We start from the raw sequence: 13560 nt of genomic DNA on the forward strand, positions 1-13560 counted from the left end.
TCCAGGTGGCCGGTCCATCGCGGTCATCGGCAGCGGCGTGGCAGGACTCACCGCCGCCTACGTACTGTCCGACCGGGACAACGTCACCCTGTTCGAAGCCGATGCCCGCTTCGGTGGACATGCCCACACGCAGTACGTCGACGACGGTGCGGGCGGCACCGTCGCAGTCGACACCGCCTTCCTGGTGCACAACGACCGCACCTACCCGACGCTGTGCCGGCTGTTCGGCGAGCTCGGCATCGCGGTCCAGGACACCGATATGTCGATGTCGGTCCGGGATGACGCCAGCGGGCTGGAGTACGCCGGGGCGCGCGGTCTCGGCGGACTGTTCCCGTCGTGGTCCAACCTGACCCGGCCGCAATACCTGCGGATGTTGACCGAGGTCAGGCGGTTTCACCGATCGGCCACCGAGCTGCTGGACGCCGACGACACCGGCGAGACCGTCGGCGCGTTCCTCGAGCGGCACCGCTTTTCCCGTTACTTCACCGAGCACTTCATGAAGCCACTCATTGCGGCGGTCTGGTCCTGCCCGCCAGGCGACGCACTGCGCTACCCGGCCCGCTACCTGTTCGTCTTCCTGCAGCACCACGGAATGCTGTCGGTGTTCGGTTCCCCGGTGTGGCGGACTGTCACCGGCGGTTCGGCCACCTATGTCGAGGCGATCGTGGCGCGCGTCGACGAGCCGCTGACCAATGCGCCGATCGTGTCGGTGCTCCGCAGGGACGACGGGGTGCTCCTCACCGCGGCAGACGGGCCGGCGCGCCTGTTCGACGCCGTCGTCATCGCCACCCACCCCGACCAGGCCCTGCTGATGCTGGCCGCACCCACCGCAGCGGAGCGGGCCGTGCTGGGCGCCATCCCGTACAGCCTGAATCAGGCCCAGCTGCACACCGATACGTCCATCCTGCCCAAGCATCCGCGAGCCCGGGCGTCCTGGAACTATCTGACCGGGCCGGACCACGAGTCCGTCACGGTGACCTACGACATCACCCGGCTGATGCGCCTGGGCGGCCAGAAGCGCTACCTGGTCACCCTCGGTGGGCACGGCCGCGTCGACCCGTCTTGCGTACTGGCCGAGATGATGTACAGCCACCCGACCTACACCACGGAATCCGTTGCTGCCCAGGCCCTTCTCCCGACCCTCAACGACGACCGCGTGGTGTTCGCCGGGGCCTACCACGGCTGGGGATTCCACGAGGACGGCGCAGCGGCGGGGCTACGGGCCGCGCAGCGACTCGGTGCCGGCTGGCCGACCGGAGCCACCGAAAAGGCACTCACATGCTGACGCCCGCCCTATACCGCACCAGGGTGACCCATGTGCGCCGGGCGCCCGTGCACCACTTCTTCGAACACCGCGGCTACAGCTGGTACATCGATATCGATCAGCCGCCGCGGCTGCCGCGCTGGCTGGCGCCGTTCGCCCGGTTCGACGCGCGCGACCACCTGCGGGGCGGCCCGAAAGATTCACTGCGGCAACGGGTCGACGCCTTTCTGGATGAGCAGGGCATCGATCTGCAGGGTGGCACGATCACCGCGCTGTTGCAGGCCAGGGTGCTGGGCTACGTGTTCAATCCGCTGAGCCTGTTCTGGTGCCACGATCGGCACGGCGCCCTACGCTGCGTCATCGCCGAAGTCCACAACACCTACGGCGATCGGCACGCCTACCTGCTGGATCCGGACAGCTCGGAGCCGGTCGACAAACAGATGTACGTATCCCCGTTCAACGGGATGGACGGCCACTACCGAGTGCGGGCACCCCTGCCGGGACCACTGCTGGACGTGGCGATCTCCTTGCACCGCGAGGGCCATCCGACATTCGTGGCCACCTTGCACGGCATGCGACGACGGGTCACGGTCGCCGAGGTGGTGCGCCTGCAGTTCGCCGCGCCGCTGGCACCGCTGACCGGGGCGCTGGCGATCCGCATGCATGGCATCTACCTGTGGCTACGCCGCGTTCCCCTGACTCCCCGGCCCCACACCGTCACCCGCGAAGGAATACCTGCCCGTGAGCATTGATGTCGAAGGTTTCGAAGCCGACCACGTCGTTGATTCGGTTCGCTGGCCGGACGTGGCGACCGTACCGTCCGGTCCACTCAACACCGTCTCGGCGGCGATCGCCGACCGGCTGCTCCGGCGAGCGGTCACCCGGCTGCCGGTAAGGCTGGTCTACCCCGACGGTTCGGTGGTGGGCGCCGCGGATCCGACCCTGCCCACCATGGTGATTCATCGGCCGGAGGCACTGACCCGCCGGATCGGCCGGTACGGATTGATCGGCTTCGGCGAGTCCTACATGGCCGGGGACTGGGATTCCGCTGACCTCGCAGGACTGCTCACCGAGTTCGGACGATCCTTGGCTGATCTCATACCTCCTGCCCTGCAACGGTTTCGGCGGTTCGCGGTGGTTCGGGCGCCACGCTCGCAACGCAACCACCCCACCCAGGCACGGGAGAACGTGTCCGCGCACTACGACCTGTCCAACGAACTGTTCGCCGAGTTCCTCGATGAGACGATGACCTACTCCAGCGCACTGTTCGATCACCTGCCGGCCACCTGGGCCGAACTGTCCGCCGCACAGCACAACAAGATCGACCGGCTTCTCGACGCGTCGGGCGTCCACGTGGGCAGCGAGGTGCTCGAGATCGGTACCGGATGGGGCGAGCTGTGCATCCGGGCCGCCCGCCGCGGCGCCTACGTCCGCTCGGTCACGCTGTCGGTCGAGCAGCAGCGCCTCGCACAACAGCGGGTGGCCGCGGCGGGGCTCTCCGACCGGGTGAGTATCGAACTACTGGACTACCGCTCGGTGCAGGGACAGTACGACGCCGTGGTCTCGGTGGAGATGATCGAGGCCGTCGGCTATCAGTTCTGGCCGACCTATTTCCAGACGCTGGAGCGGCTGGTGCGTCCGCACGGCCGCGTCACGATCCAGGCGATCACCATGCCGCATGACCGCATGCTGGCCAGCCGCGACACCTACACCTGGATCCAGAAGTACATCTTCCCCGGTGGACTGCTGCCCTCCGAAGACGCGATCGCCGATATCACCGCGCAACACACCGGGTTGCGGACCGTGGACGTGTCATGGATGGGGTCGCACTACGCCGAGACGCTGCGGCTGTGGCGGGAGCGGTTCCTGCACCGCGGCGAGGCAGTGCACGCCTTGGGGTTCGACGAGGTGTTCGTGCGGATGTGGGAGCTGTACCTGGCGTACTCCGAGGCCGGCTTCCGCTCGGGCTACCTCGACGTGCTGCAGTGGACATTCGCACCGACATCGCGGCCGACATGACCACACAGGTCCGGCCGGCCGCTAGGCTACGGCTCGTGACCACCGACCTCGACGTCCTGTTGCGCCGGGTCGCGCGCCGTGACGCCGAGGCCTTCGCCCAGTTCTACGACCACACCAAAGCCAGGGTGTTCGGCCTGGTCACCCGGGTGCTGCGCGATCCCGGCTACAGCGAGGAAACCACCCAGGAGATCTACCTGCAGGTGTGGCACAACGCCGGAGGCTACGACCCGGCAGCGGGGTCACCGCTGGCCTGGCTGATGACACTGGCGCATCGCCGCGCGGTGGACCGGGTGCGTTCCGAGCAGTCGGCGAGCCAGCGCGAGTCCCGCTACGGCGCGGCCAGCGTGGACACCCCCACCGACCACGTCGCGGATTCGGTGATCACCCTCGACGAGCATCGCCGCGTCGTCGAGTGCCTCGGCTCGTTGACCGACGTGCAGCGTGAGTGCATCGACTTGGCCTACTACGGCGGACTCACCTACCGGCAAGTCTCGGAACGCCTTTCGGCAAATCTCGCCACCGTCAAGTCGCGGATGCGCGACGGCCTGCGCGCGCTGCGTCACTGTCTGGGTGCCGCATGACCGGGCCCGTCGAGCACGAGGTGATGACGCTGGCGACGCCGTACGCGTTGCACGCCGTCGATGACGGCGAGGTCGAACGCCATCTGGCCGACGCGCCGCCCGCGGTCGCCCAGGAGTTCGCCGCCGAGGTCACCGCGGTGCGCGAGTCGATGGCGCGGGTTTCGGCCGCGACCGCATTGGAGCCGCCGGCTTACCTTCGGGACCGGATCCTGGCCGCCGTCGAGACACCAGGTCAGGTGCACCAGCTCCGGCCCAAGCGCTGGCGGACGGCCGCGCTGGCCGCGGCGGCGGCCGTCGTCGTGGCCGCCGCCGGTGTCGGGGTGGGGACCGTACTGCGGCCGACGACCCCTGCACCGACTCCCTCGACCGCGCAGCAGGTGTTCGCCGCACCCGATGTGCGCACCGTGTCCGGCCCGATCCCCACCGGCGGTACCGCCACCGTGGTGTTCTCCCGGGAACGCAACGCCGGCGTGCTGGTCATGAACAACGTCGCCCCGCCGGCCACCGGCACCGTCTACCAGATGTGGCTGCTGCGCGATACCGGTCCGCAGTCGGCGGGCACCATGGATCAGGCAGCCGTGGCACCGTCCACCACCGCCGTACTGCCCGATCTCGGGGATGCGACCGCGCTGGCGTTCACGGTGGAGCCGGGCAAGGGCTCGACCGCGCCGACCGCACCGATCTTCGCCGAGCTACCGCTGACGTAGCAGCATGCGGGGGGGACGCTCGCGGGCACGACTCACCCGTAGCAGGGACCGCCGCCCGGTGGCGCGCATGAGGCGGGCCCCAGTTCCCGCCAACTGAGGTCCATCCATGGCGCAGACAGCCAGGTCTTAGTGGGTTCGAGGACGAATCGCATCGGGCCACGCTCGCAGTAGGCGCGACCGTCGGGTGTTGCGGCACAGGTGGTGCCCTCGTGCGTGATCTTGCTACGCGGATCGAGCACGCGTTGCGCTTGTGTATCGGGGAATCGCACCGCCATCGACCAGTCGTAGTGGACCGCCCGGTCACCGTCTATCCAACCGATGTGGTCGACGCCGGCCGGCGCTCCGGGAATGTCTCCCGCACAGCCGAAGCTGCCCAGACCCCAGATACCGCAGTTCTGCCCGCCCGGAGCGGTGAACCATACGCCACCGGGCTGCGCGAAGCTGCCCGCATCGAGTTCATCGTAGTAGCGGATATCCGGGAACGGGTCCGGCGCACCCGGCGCAGGCTCCGGCTCGGCTCCCGCCGGTGCCGCGCTGACGATTGCCACGATCAGCGCGCCCATTGCCGGGATGACCCCACGTAGTCGAACCACTCGTTCACACCCTCACATGAGTTCTTCTCGCCGCACCCGGATAGCCTCGCGAATGAGACGAACCATCTTTTTGCGCTACGTGATTCGAGGTGTCGCGCCATAGCACGCGGCGTCACCGACGTCCAAGGTGTTCTGGCAGATGACTTTTCCCCGATAGACGATGCGCACACTGACCCACCGGGTGGGAGCTGCACTGGGACGCCAGTCAGCCCGCACTTGGCTGCCCATCGGCGGCGGGTCCAGCACGGCGCGCGCCGGCGCGTCAATCCGCCAGGGCAGCGTGGCACCTTCGACCGTCCGGCGTCCCGTCGCGTCCTGGTACTCGATGTTCGCCACGGCAACGGTGTCGGAGACGACCTCGTAGGTGACAACCTCGTCGGCCGCAGCCGACCCCGGATGAGCGAACGCAGCGATATTCACCGCCGCACAGATCACCGCGCCGCATTGTCCCCGCGTTACGCGGTTCATGACGTTCCCACCAGCACCGCGACCGCCAAGTGGTAACCCGAACCCGGCTCGTACAGATGGCTGACACCGAAATCTGTGTAGGAGCAATCAGGGATCACGTCACGGCCCTCCAGGAGCAGCCCTCTGATCGCGTCAGCCTCATCGTGCGCCGCGCCTTGAAGAGATATTGCTTTCCCGGTGTCGATGCCCAGGTCCCTGAGGATCGCGGTCGGATGCGGTCCGTCGGCCGGCACATTCTGGGCAGAGTGATCGAGATAGGTGAAGGTGGAACGGTTGACGATGTCGGCCGCGTGCTCGACCGTCGGGTTGTAGTTCAGCGGCCCACACCCACCGTCCCGCGCCGCCAGCACCGCCTGGACCAGTTCAGGGGCAGGGTCGGTCGCCGCACGGGCGGTAACCGGAGCTGCGACGACGAATGCCGAGAGCGCCGTCACCATCACAGCAGGCCATCGCATGCTCGCCATCTCTGTCTCCTCATCGCGGGTCAGCTACACACATGTGAGCGGTGAATCTTGCTTCCCCAGAACTGCATCTGGTGGTACGACGGACCGGTGAACCACGTCGGCTGTCTGGCTTTGAGGCCGTTGTTCACATTCGACATCTGTTGCCACAGTCCGTAGAACGCATCGCCCTGGTAGAGCGGAAAGAACATGTCGGCCGAATGGTCGAAACTTCGGGTCAAAGCCTGTACCCGCGGGGTCAGGAAGTCCAGGGACTGGTCGAGATTCGCGGTCACGATATCTGTCTGCCGAACGACGTCGACTGCGTTGAAATCACCGTTGTGACGGATCACGTTGTCGTTCAGGCCCTCGATCTGATGTTTGATGGGATCGAACTGGGCGTCATACCACTGGCACATCTCACGCTCGGCGTCGATGTCGGCGGGCGTGACGTACCGGCGGGACTGGTCGAACGGGAACGGGAACTGCGGCTCCCAGGTGCTCGGAGACGGCGCGATGACCGGCAGCCGTTGCGGTTGGTCGTAGTGGGCCACCGGGTCGTAGTCGCTCACCGGATCTGCCCGTGCCGCGCCGGCTGCGATCACCGCAACCGCGTATACGGCCAGTACGCCTGCCGCGACCGGAGTCCGGTTCCATACAGGTGACTTCGGGGTTTTACCGGACACGGCGGTCCTGACCTATTTCCCGAGGGCGGCATCGATACCACCCACATCGGTGATCAGCCAGTTGTTGTTGCTGTCGATGGTGATGCTGTAGGTGGCCGTGGACTGCAACCCGGTTGGGGCCTGCATGGTCTTGGTCAGCACACTGACGAAAGAGTCAACGGTGTAGACGCCTCCGACTTCCGAGCGCACCTTGGTGGCCAGCGGCCTGGCAGTCGACTTCCACTGCAGCGGAGCGAGCACCTGCTCCATCGAGTCGGCAGCTTTGGTCAGCTTGTCCTTGAGTTCAGGAGAAGTACCGTTGACCAACTTGACCTTCCAAGCGTTGAAGTCTTGATAGTCCATGCCGGCGGCGTTCACCGCATAGTCGGCAGCGACATTCTCGGCTTTGTCCCTGTTGCTGGACGCGCGCGCTTGCGCATCGAGCGTTCCCTGCACACCGATATACAGCCAACCCAGCACACCGACCGCCGCGGCCAGTAACAGGATCGTGGCCGTTACGGCCACGGTGCGCAACGACAGTGATACCTGTCGAGGCGCCTTGGTGGGTTCCGCCACCTTGGCCGCCGCCGGTATGCCATCGTTCACTTTGTCGTCGGACTCTGTTGCTGCGCTGTCGATTTCAGTGTCGATCACGGACATGGGATTTCCTCCTTGAGATTTTCGGAACAGGGCCTCGATCTAGGGATCGGGGATCGTGACATGAAGTGTGATCGCCCCCTCCTCCGGTATGTCCGACAACGCATTCGAGAGAATCTGCGCCGTGTCGAAGTTCATCAACGCCCCACCTATTCCCTGGAACTGCGGCAGCAGTGCATTACCGACGACTTGGAGGTCGGGCGCCCTGTTGTCCAGAAAGCTCTGAACACGCGCCAAGAAATCTTGGAAGAGATTGATGTTGTCGGGATTGTTCCACGCGACGGTGTTCATCATGCCTTGGAAAATGTGCGACACCGGTGGTCCCGCGGCCCGAAGCGACGGGGCGGATTCGGCGAGTGTGGGACCGACCCAGTCTGCGTTCTGCAGTAGGGTCTGGAAATTGTCGAGCACCTGTTGCCCTTGACCGTTCATGCCGGCCACCATGTTTCGGGTCAGCAGGCTGGCCCGGGACAGGTTGGGCAGCACTTTGCCCGGATCGGGCAGGCCCGCATCGGCCTCGTCGAGGATCCGCTTGAGCTGATCCGGATCCATCTGGTTGAGCACACGCACCACGCTGGTGGCCAACTGTGAGATCGACGGCGGCACCGTGATCGCGTCCGTCGCGATGTGCTGGCCGTCGGTCAGCACCGGTCCGGTGTCGGTGCGTGGCAAGAACCCCACATAAGCCTCTCCGAGCGCAGACAGGTTGTCCAACCGCACATCACTGTCGACGGGTATGCGCTGATCGCCATCGACGTAGAAATCGATGGTGGCGGTGTCGACCGAGGACGATATGCCGGTGATTTTCCCTACGGTCGCGCCACGCAACAACACACTGGAGCCGACGACCAGACCCTTCACCTCGGGGACCGCCATCGACAGGTTGATTCGATTCTCGGGCGGCCCCATCCAGAGGCCCAGTGATCCGATGTACGCCGAAGCCGTCGCGATGATCACCGCGAACGCGCCGAAGGACGCGATGTTCTTGACGGTTCTCATGGCGTCGCCCCCAGGATCCGCAGCACATCTTGGACATTTCCGATCATTTCCCGACCATCCGGTCCGGTGATAGAGGTGATGTTGATCGCCGGGTTCTTGTCCACGGGAAAGAAGTCCTCGATGAACAACTTGCGCCAGGCGGGTGCCTCACGCTCGAAGTCCCATTTGCTCTGCTGCACAGCACCCACGGCCTTGCCCAGCGAATCCAGTAGTGGCACAAGCCAGAATCCACCGCTGTAGATGCTGCCGACAGAAGGAACGACGGTTCCGATATAACTTGCCGCCACGGTTGCCCGATCGAAACCGGTCATGCCGGCCGGTGAGAACCAGTACTGGTAGGCGGGAAGGTTACGGTGCATCACGTCCACGGTGCCCGAAACCCCGTCCAACCATGTGTCTACGGTGTCGATATTGTCCGACAGGTCCCTCAGATCCGTGGTGACACGACTGACCATGGAGCGCAGATCCTGTTGTCTGGCCGGCGTGACGTGGTTCAACCCGATGATGGTGTTCTGCGCGCGCTGGATGGCTCCGCTGCCCACGAAGTTGGCCAGATTGGCCAACGTGTCCTCAAGCTGGGGCGGCGATGTGCTCTGTGCCAGGGGAATTCGTCCCCCTGCCGGCACGGCCTTCGCCGTGTCGTCGGCTTCCGGACGCTCGAGGGCCACGTAGGTGTCGCCGAGCACCGTCGACTGCTGCAGCGTGGCACGAATATTGGACGGCACCGCAACGCCCTCGTCGATCTGTATCGCGACGTCGACGTGATCGTCTTTCAAGGCGACGTTCGTGACCACACCGACCGTCGTGCCATCCTGCACCACTTTCGCCCTGTCCGGCAGATTCAACACATTGGCGAATTCAATGACCACCTGATAGCCGGCACCGTGGGTACCACCCGGCTGAGGTAGTGCGTCAACGGTGATGGAGGCGCACGACGAGAGCACCAAGGTGGCGGAGATGCCGACGGTCGCCACTGCCATCGCGCGGATCACTGATGACTCGCTTGCGCAAGTACGTACTGCAGCAACGCGACATCGACTGCGTACGGCTGTCCGTTGACATCGGCGCAACTACCCGGCATCGACGCGTTCATCAGGCCGCACAACGCCAGCCCGTCATGGGTGGGAACCCGAAACAGCGGCGGCCGATAGGCGATGTTGAAGGTGCCGAATTGCTTGGCGTTGAAATGATTCGCTGCGGTGTTGATCCACCAGGGCACACCGTTGAACAGGGCTGCCAACTGGTTGGCGTGTGGCGCCACTTTGCGCACGGCGTCGCTGACCGTATCCAACGTGATCTGAGTTTCGTCACCCAGCCTGGTCTGCAGCACGCCGACCATCTCGGTGAGCGGACCAAGCGTTCCGTACCCCTCTGGTCCGGCGATTCGCGCCGCCCCCTCAATCGCCGTCACCAGATCCGGCGTGGTGACGGGCATGTCCTGCAGGATCTCTTTCATCGGCCCCCTGATCTCCTTCAGCGCTGTGGTCAGTGACGCGACGTTCTGGATGATCGAGCCGATATTGCTGATCTCCTGATCGGGGCTGTCCAGCAAGGCAGAGGAGACGGTGAGCAGTTGCCCGAACCCTGCTCCGTTGCCATGTGCGAGCTGATCCACCCCGCGTATGGTGTCGGCGACGTTGGTCGACCCGGCGGCATTGATCGCGTTGACGAAGGTGTCCGCAGATCCGATCACCTCCGACAGTGATTTCGGAGACACCGAGCGGTTCAGCGGGACGCAGTCCCCACGGCTCAGTTGCGCGCCGCCCGCATAGTTGCCCACCAGTTCCAACGACCGGTCGGCAAGTATCGAGGGCGAGCGGATGATGGCTTTCACGTCACTGGGCAGCGTGCGCTGCTCGGTCATCGAGAACTCGACCCGTACCTGCGTGGCACCGGGGGTGATGGCGGTGACTTTTCCTATGGGATAGCCCATCTGGGTGACCGGATTACCCACGTACAACCCGATGGTGTCGGGCATGAATGCGCAGTACTGGGACACGACGTCCCGTGTTTCGGACGCACAGGACGAGCCGGCACACGCGACCGCCGCGCTCACCACTGTCACCGCGCAGACGCGCAGGACTCCACGCTTGAGATAGCCGCCCATCAGCAGGGGCTCCCTGGCATCGGAATACACAGATCGGTGGCCAAGAGTTCCGGGCGGGCGTTTTGAGCGTCCAGGACACGTTCGATCTTGTCGCGAACCCGCCGCAACCTGGGCACGATCCTGCTGTTGTTGTCCACCCAGCGGCGCACCCGGTTCTGCCACTCGCGGACCTTCTGGATGAACTCCTCACGGTGGTTCACCCAGAACTTGCCGAGCGGGACCAGGAACGCGTCGGACACCTCCCCCAGACCCTTCAGCGAGCTGGCAAATCCCTTGCCGTACAGGACCAGTGTCTGTTCCAGGATTGCTACCTTGGAGACGAGTTCTTTGAGTTTGTCACGGTAGTTGGCCAGCGCCTCGATGTATTCATCGGAGAGATCGAGGATTTCGGACACCTGTCCGCGCTGTCGGTCGATGGTCTGGGTCAGCGCGTCACCGGCGCTGATCACCGCGCTGAGGGTGTCGACGTTGGCCCCGTTGAGTCCGGCCTGGATCTCGTCGAGAGACTGGCGGATCGGCTTCGGATCGATGTGCTCGGTGATCTTCGTCGAGTCCGCCAACGTCTTCATCAGGTTGTACGGCATCGTGACCCTGTCCACGGGAATGGGCTTGTCTCCCAGTGGTTTGTCACCAAGGGACACCAGATTCACGTAGTAGCCACCGACAACGGTCAGCATCCGGACCTGAACTTGGGATTGATCGCCGACAAACGCGTCCTTCTCCACGCTCGCGTGGATCCGGACACGATTCGGCTCGATCGCCATGTCCTCCACCTTGCCGACGGTGATACCGGCGATGCGCACACCGTCACCCGGTCGCACGGAGGCGGCGTCATCGGTGTAGAAGACGACCGACCGCTGATTGGGGGGACTGACATACACCGCGCCTGCCGTCACCGCCAGGACAGCCACCAATACCAGTGAGGTCACGCCCCACAGCATCGGATTACCGAGCATCTTCATCGATTGCACAGGACCACCCGCTGACCGTTGAGCAACACATCCATCGACTGGGGCAGCTGCGCGCGGCCCTTCGAACACGGTTGCGGTTGCCCGTCTTCTGCCGGTGGCTCGACGTTGTCCCAGATCACCGGCACCCGCTTGAACGCATCGCTGTAATTGTCGAAGACGGTGATGGCACGGTCGATTCCTTGGTCTATGTCAGCTTTGCCCGGGGAGAATCCGGCGTTCTCCAGCAGGCGCAAGGCCGCAGAGGTGAAACTGGGCCCATACAGCTCCGACTTTCGGAACTCGTCGAGCACCGAAAGCGCCGCGTCCAGTGGCCGGTTCAACCACTCCAGCACCTGCACAAGGTCTTTGGAGTGGCCACCCAGCCCGTCGGCGATCGCGCTGAGATTGCTCATCAAGGTGGCGACCACGTGCTGACGGTCGGCGACCAGCGCGGTCAACTTGTGGATGCTGTCGAGCATGGGCCCCAGCCCGTCACCATCGCCCTGCAGGAATGACGCGGCGTTCGCGGTGAAGGTGTCCAGATCGTCGGGACTCAACGTCGCCAGGACCGGTTGCAGCCCGTTGAACAACGTCGTGATGTCGAACGACGGCTGCGTCATACTCATCGGAACTCTGTGCACCGCATCCGCAGGATTGGATTGCTCCGCCGGATTCGATACATCGACATACCGAAGCCCGGTGAGCGCCTGGTATTTGATGGCTAACCTGGTGGCCGGCACTACCGTGTAACGCTGGTCCAGGCTGAGATCGACCTCGGCGATACTCTGGCCGCCCTTGCGCATCAAACGCAGGTCTGCAACCTTGCCGACCCGAACCCCGCGCACCCGGACGTCGGCATCGACGTGCAGTCCGGAGGCATCGCTGAATTCGGCAGTGTAGGAGCGCGTGGCACTTTCCACCGGCTGCCGCAGCACATTGACGATCAGCACGAAGATGACCGCGGCCAGCGCACTCGCCACCAGGAATCGCCACAACGCAGCCTTGGGCTTGATCATGGTCCCCCCAGAGCACTGACCGGAGCCTGCACACCCGGGATCTGGTCCAGCACGATATGCACCTGCAAAGCCCGCTGTTCCGGCGAGCCCGCGTAGAGCCTTTCGAATCGGGTCCGCAGTTCCACCAACGTGTCGTTGAGCCCCACCGGGGGGATCAGGCCCGGCACCGTATCGGTGAGGCTCTGGATCCCGTTGACCAAGGGAAGCAAGTCGGCGGGATGAGACGCCAACAGCTTGCCCAGCGCGCCGAACAGTCCATTCGCGATGACGTTCAGCGTCGCCTTGGACCGGGTCTGCCAGTACTCCTCGGTCTGCGGCTGACCAGGAACGGCGACCATGTCCTGTCCGGGCAGTGCGTCTCGACCGGAGACGTTGAAGGTGACGAACCCCGACCCTTGGTTGAAGCCGTACCCGGCGGCAGTGGCCGCGTCCAGGAAGCCCGGAAACGCCACGCTGATACCCGTGGCATTCCGCAGCAACTGTTCGGTGCTGACGGTCTGCACCTTCGTCACGGATTCGGCTGCCGTCACCATGGATTCGATCAGCGGGTTGAGCCCGTCGGTGTAGCGGGTGGCCCGATTCATGACGTCCACCAGTTGCGGGGTCACCACCCCGTCGGTGATTTCACCCATCCGCGACAGCAACGCCTGCAGAGTGAAGTTTCCGGTGGGGACCGTCGTGATCCGCACGCCGTCGTGCAGGCGCGTGCCCCCTTCGCCCGGCATCAGGTTGATGCCGGTGACACCGAAGTAGTTGGCAGGCCGGAAATCCACTTTCAGCGCATCGGTGAGTTTCGCAGTGGGCGCGGACTCCAAGTCAGCGTTGAGCCGCACGGTGCCTTTGGGCAGACTCGACACCGATGTCACCTTCCCCACGGTGACACCGTGCATGATCAGGGGAGAACCGGTGGCCACCCCCTGCCCGACATACGGAAGATCCATCACCACCGACATGCGGTCGGAAGCGCGACCTCGGAACGGATTCGTCACCACGAGTGCGCACACCAACGCGCAGCACGAGAGCACCGCCCCACCGATGACGATCAACCTGCGTCTCTCGGCATCCGCCGACATTCGGAATAGCACCGCAGCTTC

16 protein-coding genes are annotated in these 13560 nt (G+C 64.7%); 5 read left to right on the top strand and 11 right to left on the bottom strand.

The window, feature by feature from the left end; translation table 11 throughout:
- Positions 1–16 precede the first annotated feature (16 nt).
- The 5 genes from FHU31_RS29935 to FHU31_RS29955 are packed head-to-tail and all read left to right on the top strand — an operon-like array spanning position 17 to position 4571.
- Complete coding sequence (locus FHU31_RS29935) at positions 17–1285, top strand: NAD(P)/FAD-dependent oxidoreductase (protein WP_263987985.1); 1269 nt, start codon at positions 17–19, stop codon at positions 1283–1285.
- A complete protein-coding gene (locus FHU31_RS29940; RefSeq protein WP_167164848.1) occupies positions 1279–2016 on the top strand; it encodes a DUF1365 domain-containing protein in 738 nt (245 codons plus the stop codon). Before FHU31_RS29935 ends, FHU31_RS29940 begins: the two co-directional genes overlap by 7 nt.
- Positions 2012–3283 carry a class I SAM-dependent methyltransferase gene (locus tag FHU31_RS29945; RefSeq protein WP_167165168.1) on the top strand — a complete coding sequence of 424 codons (1272 nt, stop codon included), beginning with the start codon at positions 2012–2014 and terminating at the stop codon, positions 3281–3283. The genes FHU31_RS29940 and FHU31_RS29945 overlap by 5 nt, the downstream gene beginning before the upstream one ends.
- Positions 3280–3864, top strand: a complete 585-nt coding sequence (locus tag FHU31_RS29950) for a sigma-70 family RNA polymerase sigma factor (protein ID WP_167165170.1) — start codon at positions 3280–3282, stop codon at positions 3862–3864. The genes FHU31_RS29945 and FHU31_RS29950 overlap by 4 nt, the downstream gene beginning before the upstream one ends.
- Entirely contained in the window at positions 3861–4571 is a 711-nt protein-coding gene (locus FHU31_RS29955; RefSeq protein WP_167164850.1) for an anti-sigma factor, read from the top strand. The genes FHU31_RS29950 and FHU31_RS29955 overlap by 4 nt, the downstream gene beginning before the upstream one ends.
- A gap of 32 nt (positions 4572–4603) precedes the next feature.
- Here FHU31_RS29955 and FHU31_RS29960 read toward each other — a convergent pair whose 3' ends face one another.
- The 11 genes from FHU31_RS29960 to FHU31_RS30010 form a co-directional block, all read right to left on the bottom strand.
- Positions 4604–5134 (bottom strand): hypothetical protein, encoded by a 531-nt coding sequence (locus tag FHU31_RS29960; RefSeq protein WP_167165172.1) that lies wholly within the window; start codon positions 5132–5134, stop codon positions 4604–4606.
- A gap of 105 nt (positions 5135–5239) precedes the next feature.
- Positions 5240–5632, bottom strand: coding sequence for an MmpS family transport accessory protein (locus FHU31_RS29965; RefSeq protein WP_167164856.1), 393 nt, complete (start codon positions 5630–5632; stop codon positions 5240–5242).
- Positions 5629–6087: a hypothetical protein gene (locus FHU31_RS29970; protein WP_234901747.1), complete on the bottom strand. Its 459-nt coding sequence runs from the start codon at positions 6085–6087 to the stop codon at positions 5629–5631. The genes FHU31_RS29965 and FHU31_RS29970 overlap by 4 nt, the downstream gene beginning before the upstream one ends.
- Positions 6088–6116: 29 nt before the next feature.
- Positions 6117–6698 carry a hypothetical protein gene (locus FHU31_RS29975; RefSeq protein ID WP_208411637.1) on the bottom strand — a complete coding sequence of 194 codons (582 nt, stop codon included), beginning with the start codon at positions 6696–6698 and terminating at the stop codon, positions 6117–6119.
- 72 nt (positions 6699–6770) lie between these two features.
- Positions 6771–7397 carry a hypothetical protein gene (locus FHU31_RS29980; protein ID WP_167164860.1) on the bottom strand — a complete coding sequence of 209 codons (627 nt, stop codon included), beginning with the start codon at positions 7395–7397 and terminating at the stop codon, positions 6771–6773.
- 39 nt (positions 7398–7436) lie between these two features.
- Positions 7437–8393 carry an MlaD family protein gene (locus FHU31_RS29985; protein ID WP_167164862.1) on the bottom strand — a complete coding sequence of 319 codons (957 nt, stop codon included), beginning with the start codon at positions 8391–8393 and terminating at the stop codon, positions 7437–7439.
- On the bottom strand, positions 8390–9373 hold the full coding sequence (locus tag FHU31_RS29990) for an MlaD family protein (protein WP_208411638.1): 984 nt from the start codon (positions 9371–9373) through the stop codon (positions 8390–8392). Before FHU31_RS29990 ends, FHU31_RS29985 begins: the two co-directional genes overlap by 4 nt.
- An 8-nt stretch (positions 9374–9381) precedes the next feature.
- Positions 9382–10530: an MlaD family protein gene (locus FHU31_RS29995; RefSeq protein ID WP_409371217.1), complete on the bottom strand. Its 1149-nt coding sequence runs from the start codon at positions 10528–10530 to the stop codon at positions 9382–9384.
- A complete protein-coding gene (locus FHU31_RS30000; protein WP_167164866.1) occupies positions 10500–11462 on the bottom strand; it encodes an MlaD family protein in 963 nt (320 codons plus the stop codon). Before FHU31_RS30000 ends, FHU31_RS29995 begins: the two co-directional genes overlap by 31 nt.
- Positions 11459–12466, bottom strand: a complete 1008-nt coding sequence (locus FHU31_RS30005) for an MlaD family protein (RefSeq protein ID WP_167164869.1) — start codon at positions 12464–12466, stop codon at positions 11459–11461. The genes FHU31_RS30000 and FHU31_RS30005 overlap by 4 nt, the downstream gene beginning before the upstream one ends.
- A complete protein-coding gene (locus FHU31_RS30010) occupies positions 12463–13539 on the bottom strand; it encodes an MlaD family protein (RefSeq protein WP_167164871.1) in 1077 nt (358 codons plus the stop codon). The genes FHU31_RS30005 and FHU31_RS30010 overlap by 4 nt, the downstream gene beginning before the upstream one ends.
- Between the last annotated feature and the right edge of the window lie 21 nt (positions 13540–13560).

The sequence above is a fragment of the Mycolicibacterium fluoranthenivorans genome, assembly GCF_011758805.1.
GTDB classification, from domain to species: Bacteria; Actinomycetota; Actinomycetes; order Mycobacteriales; family Mycobacteriaceae; genus Mycobacterium; species Mycobacterium fluoranthenivorans.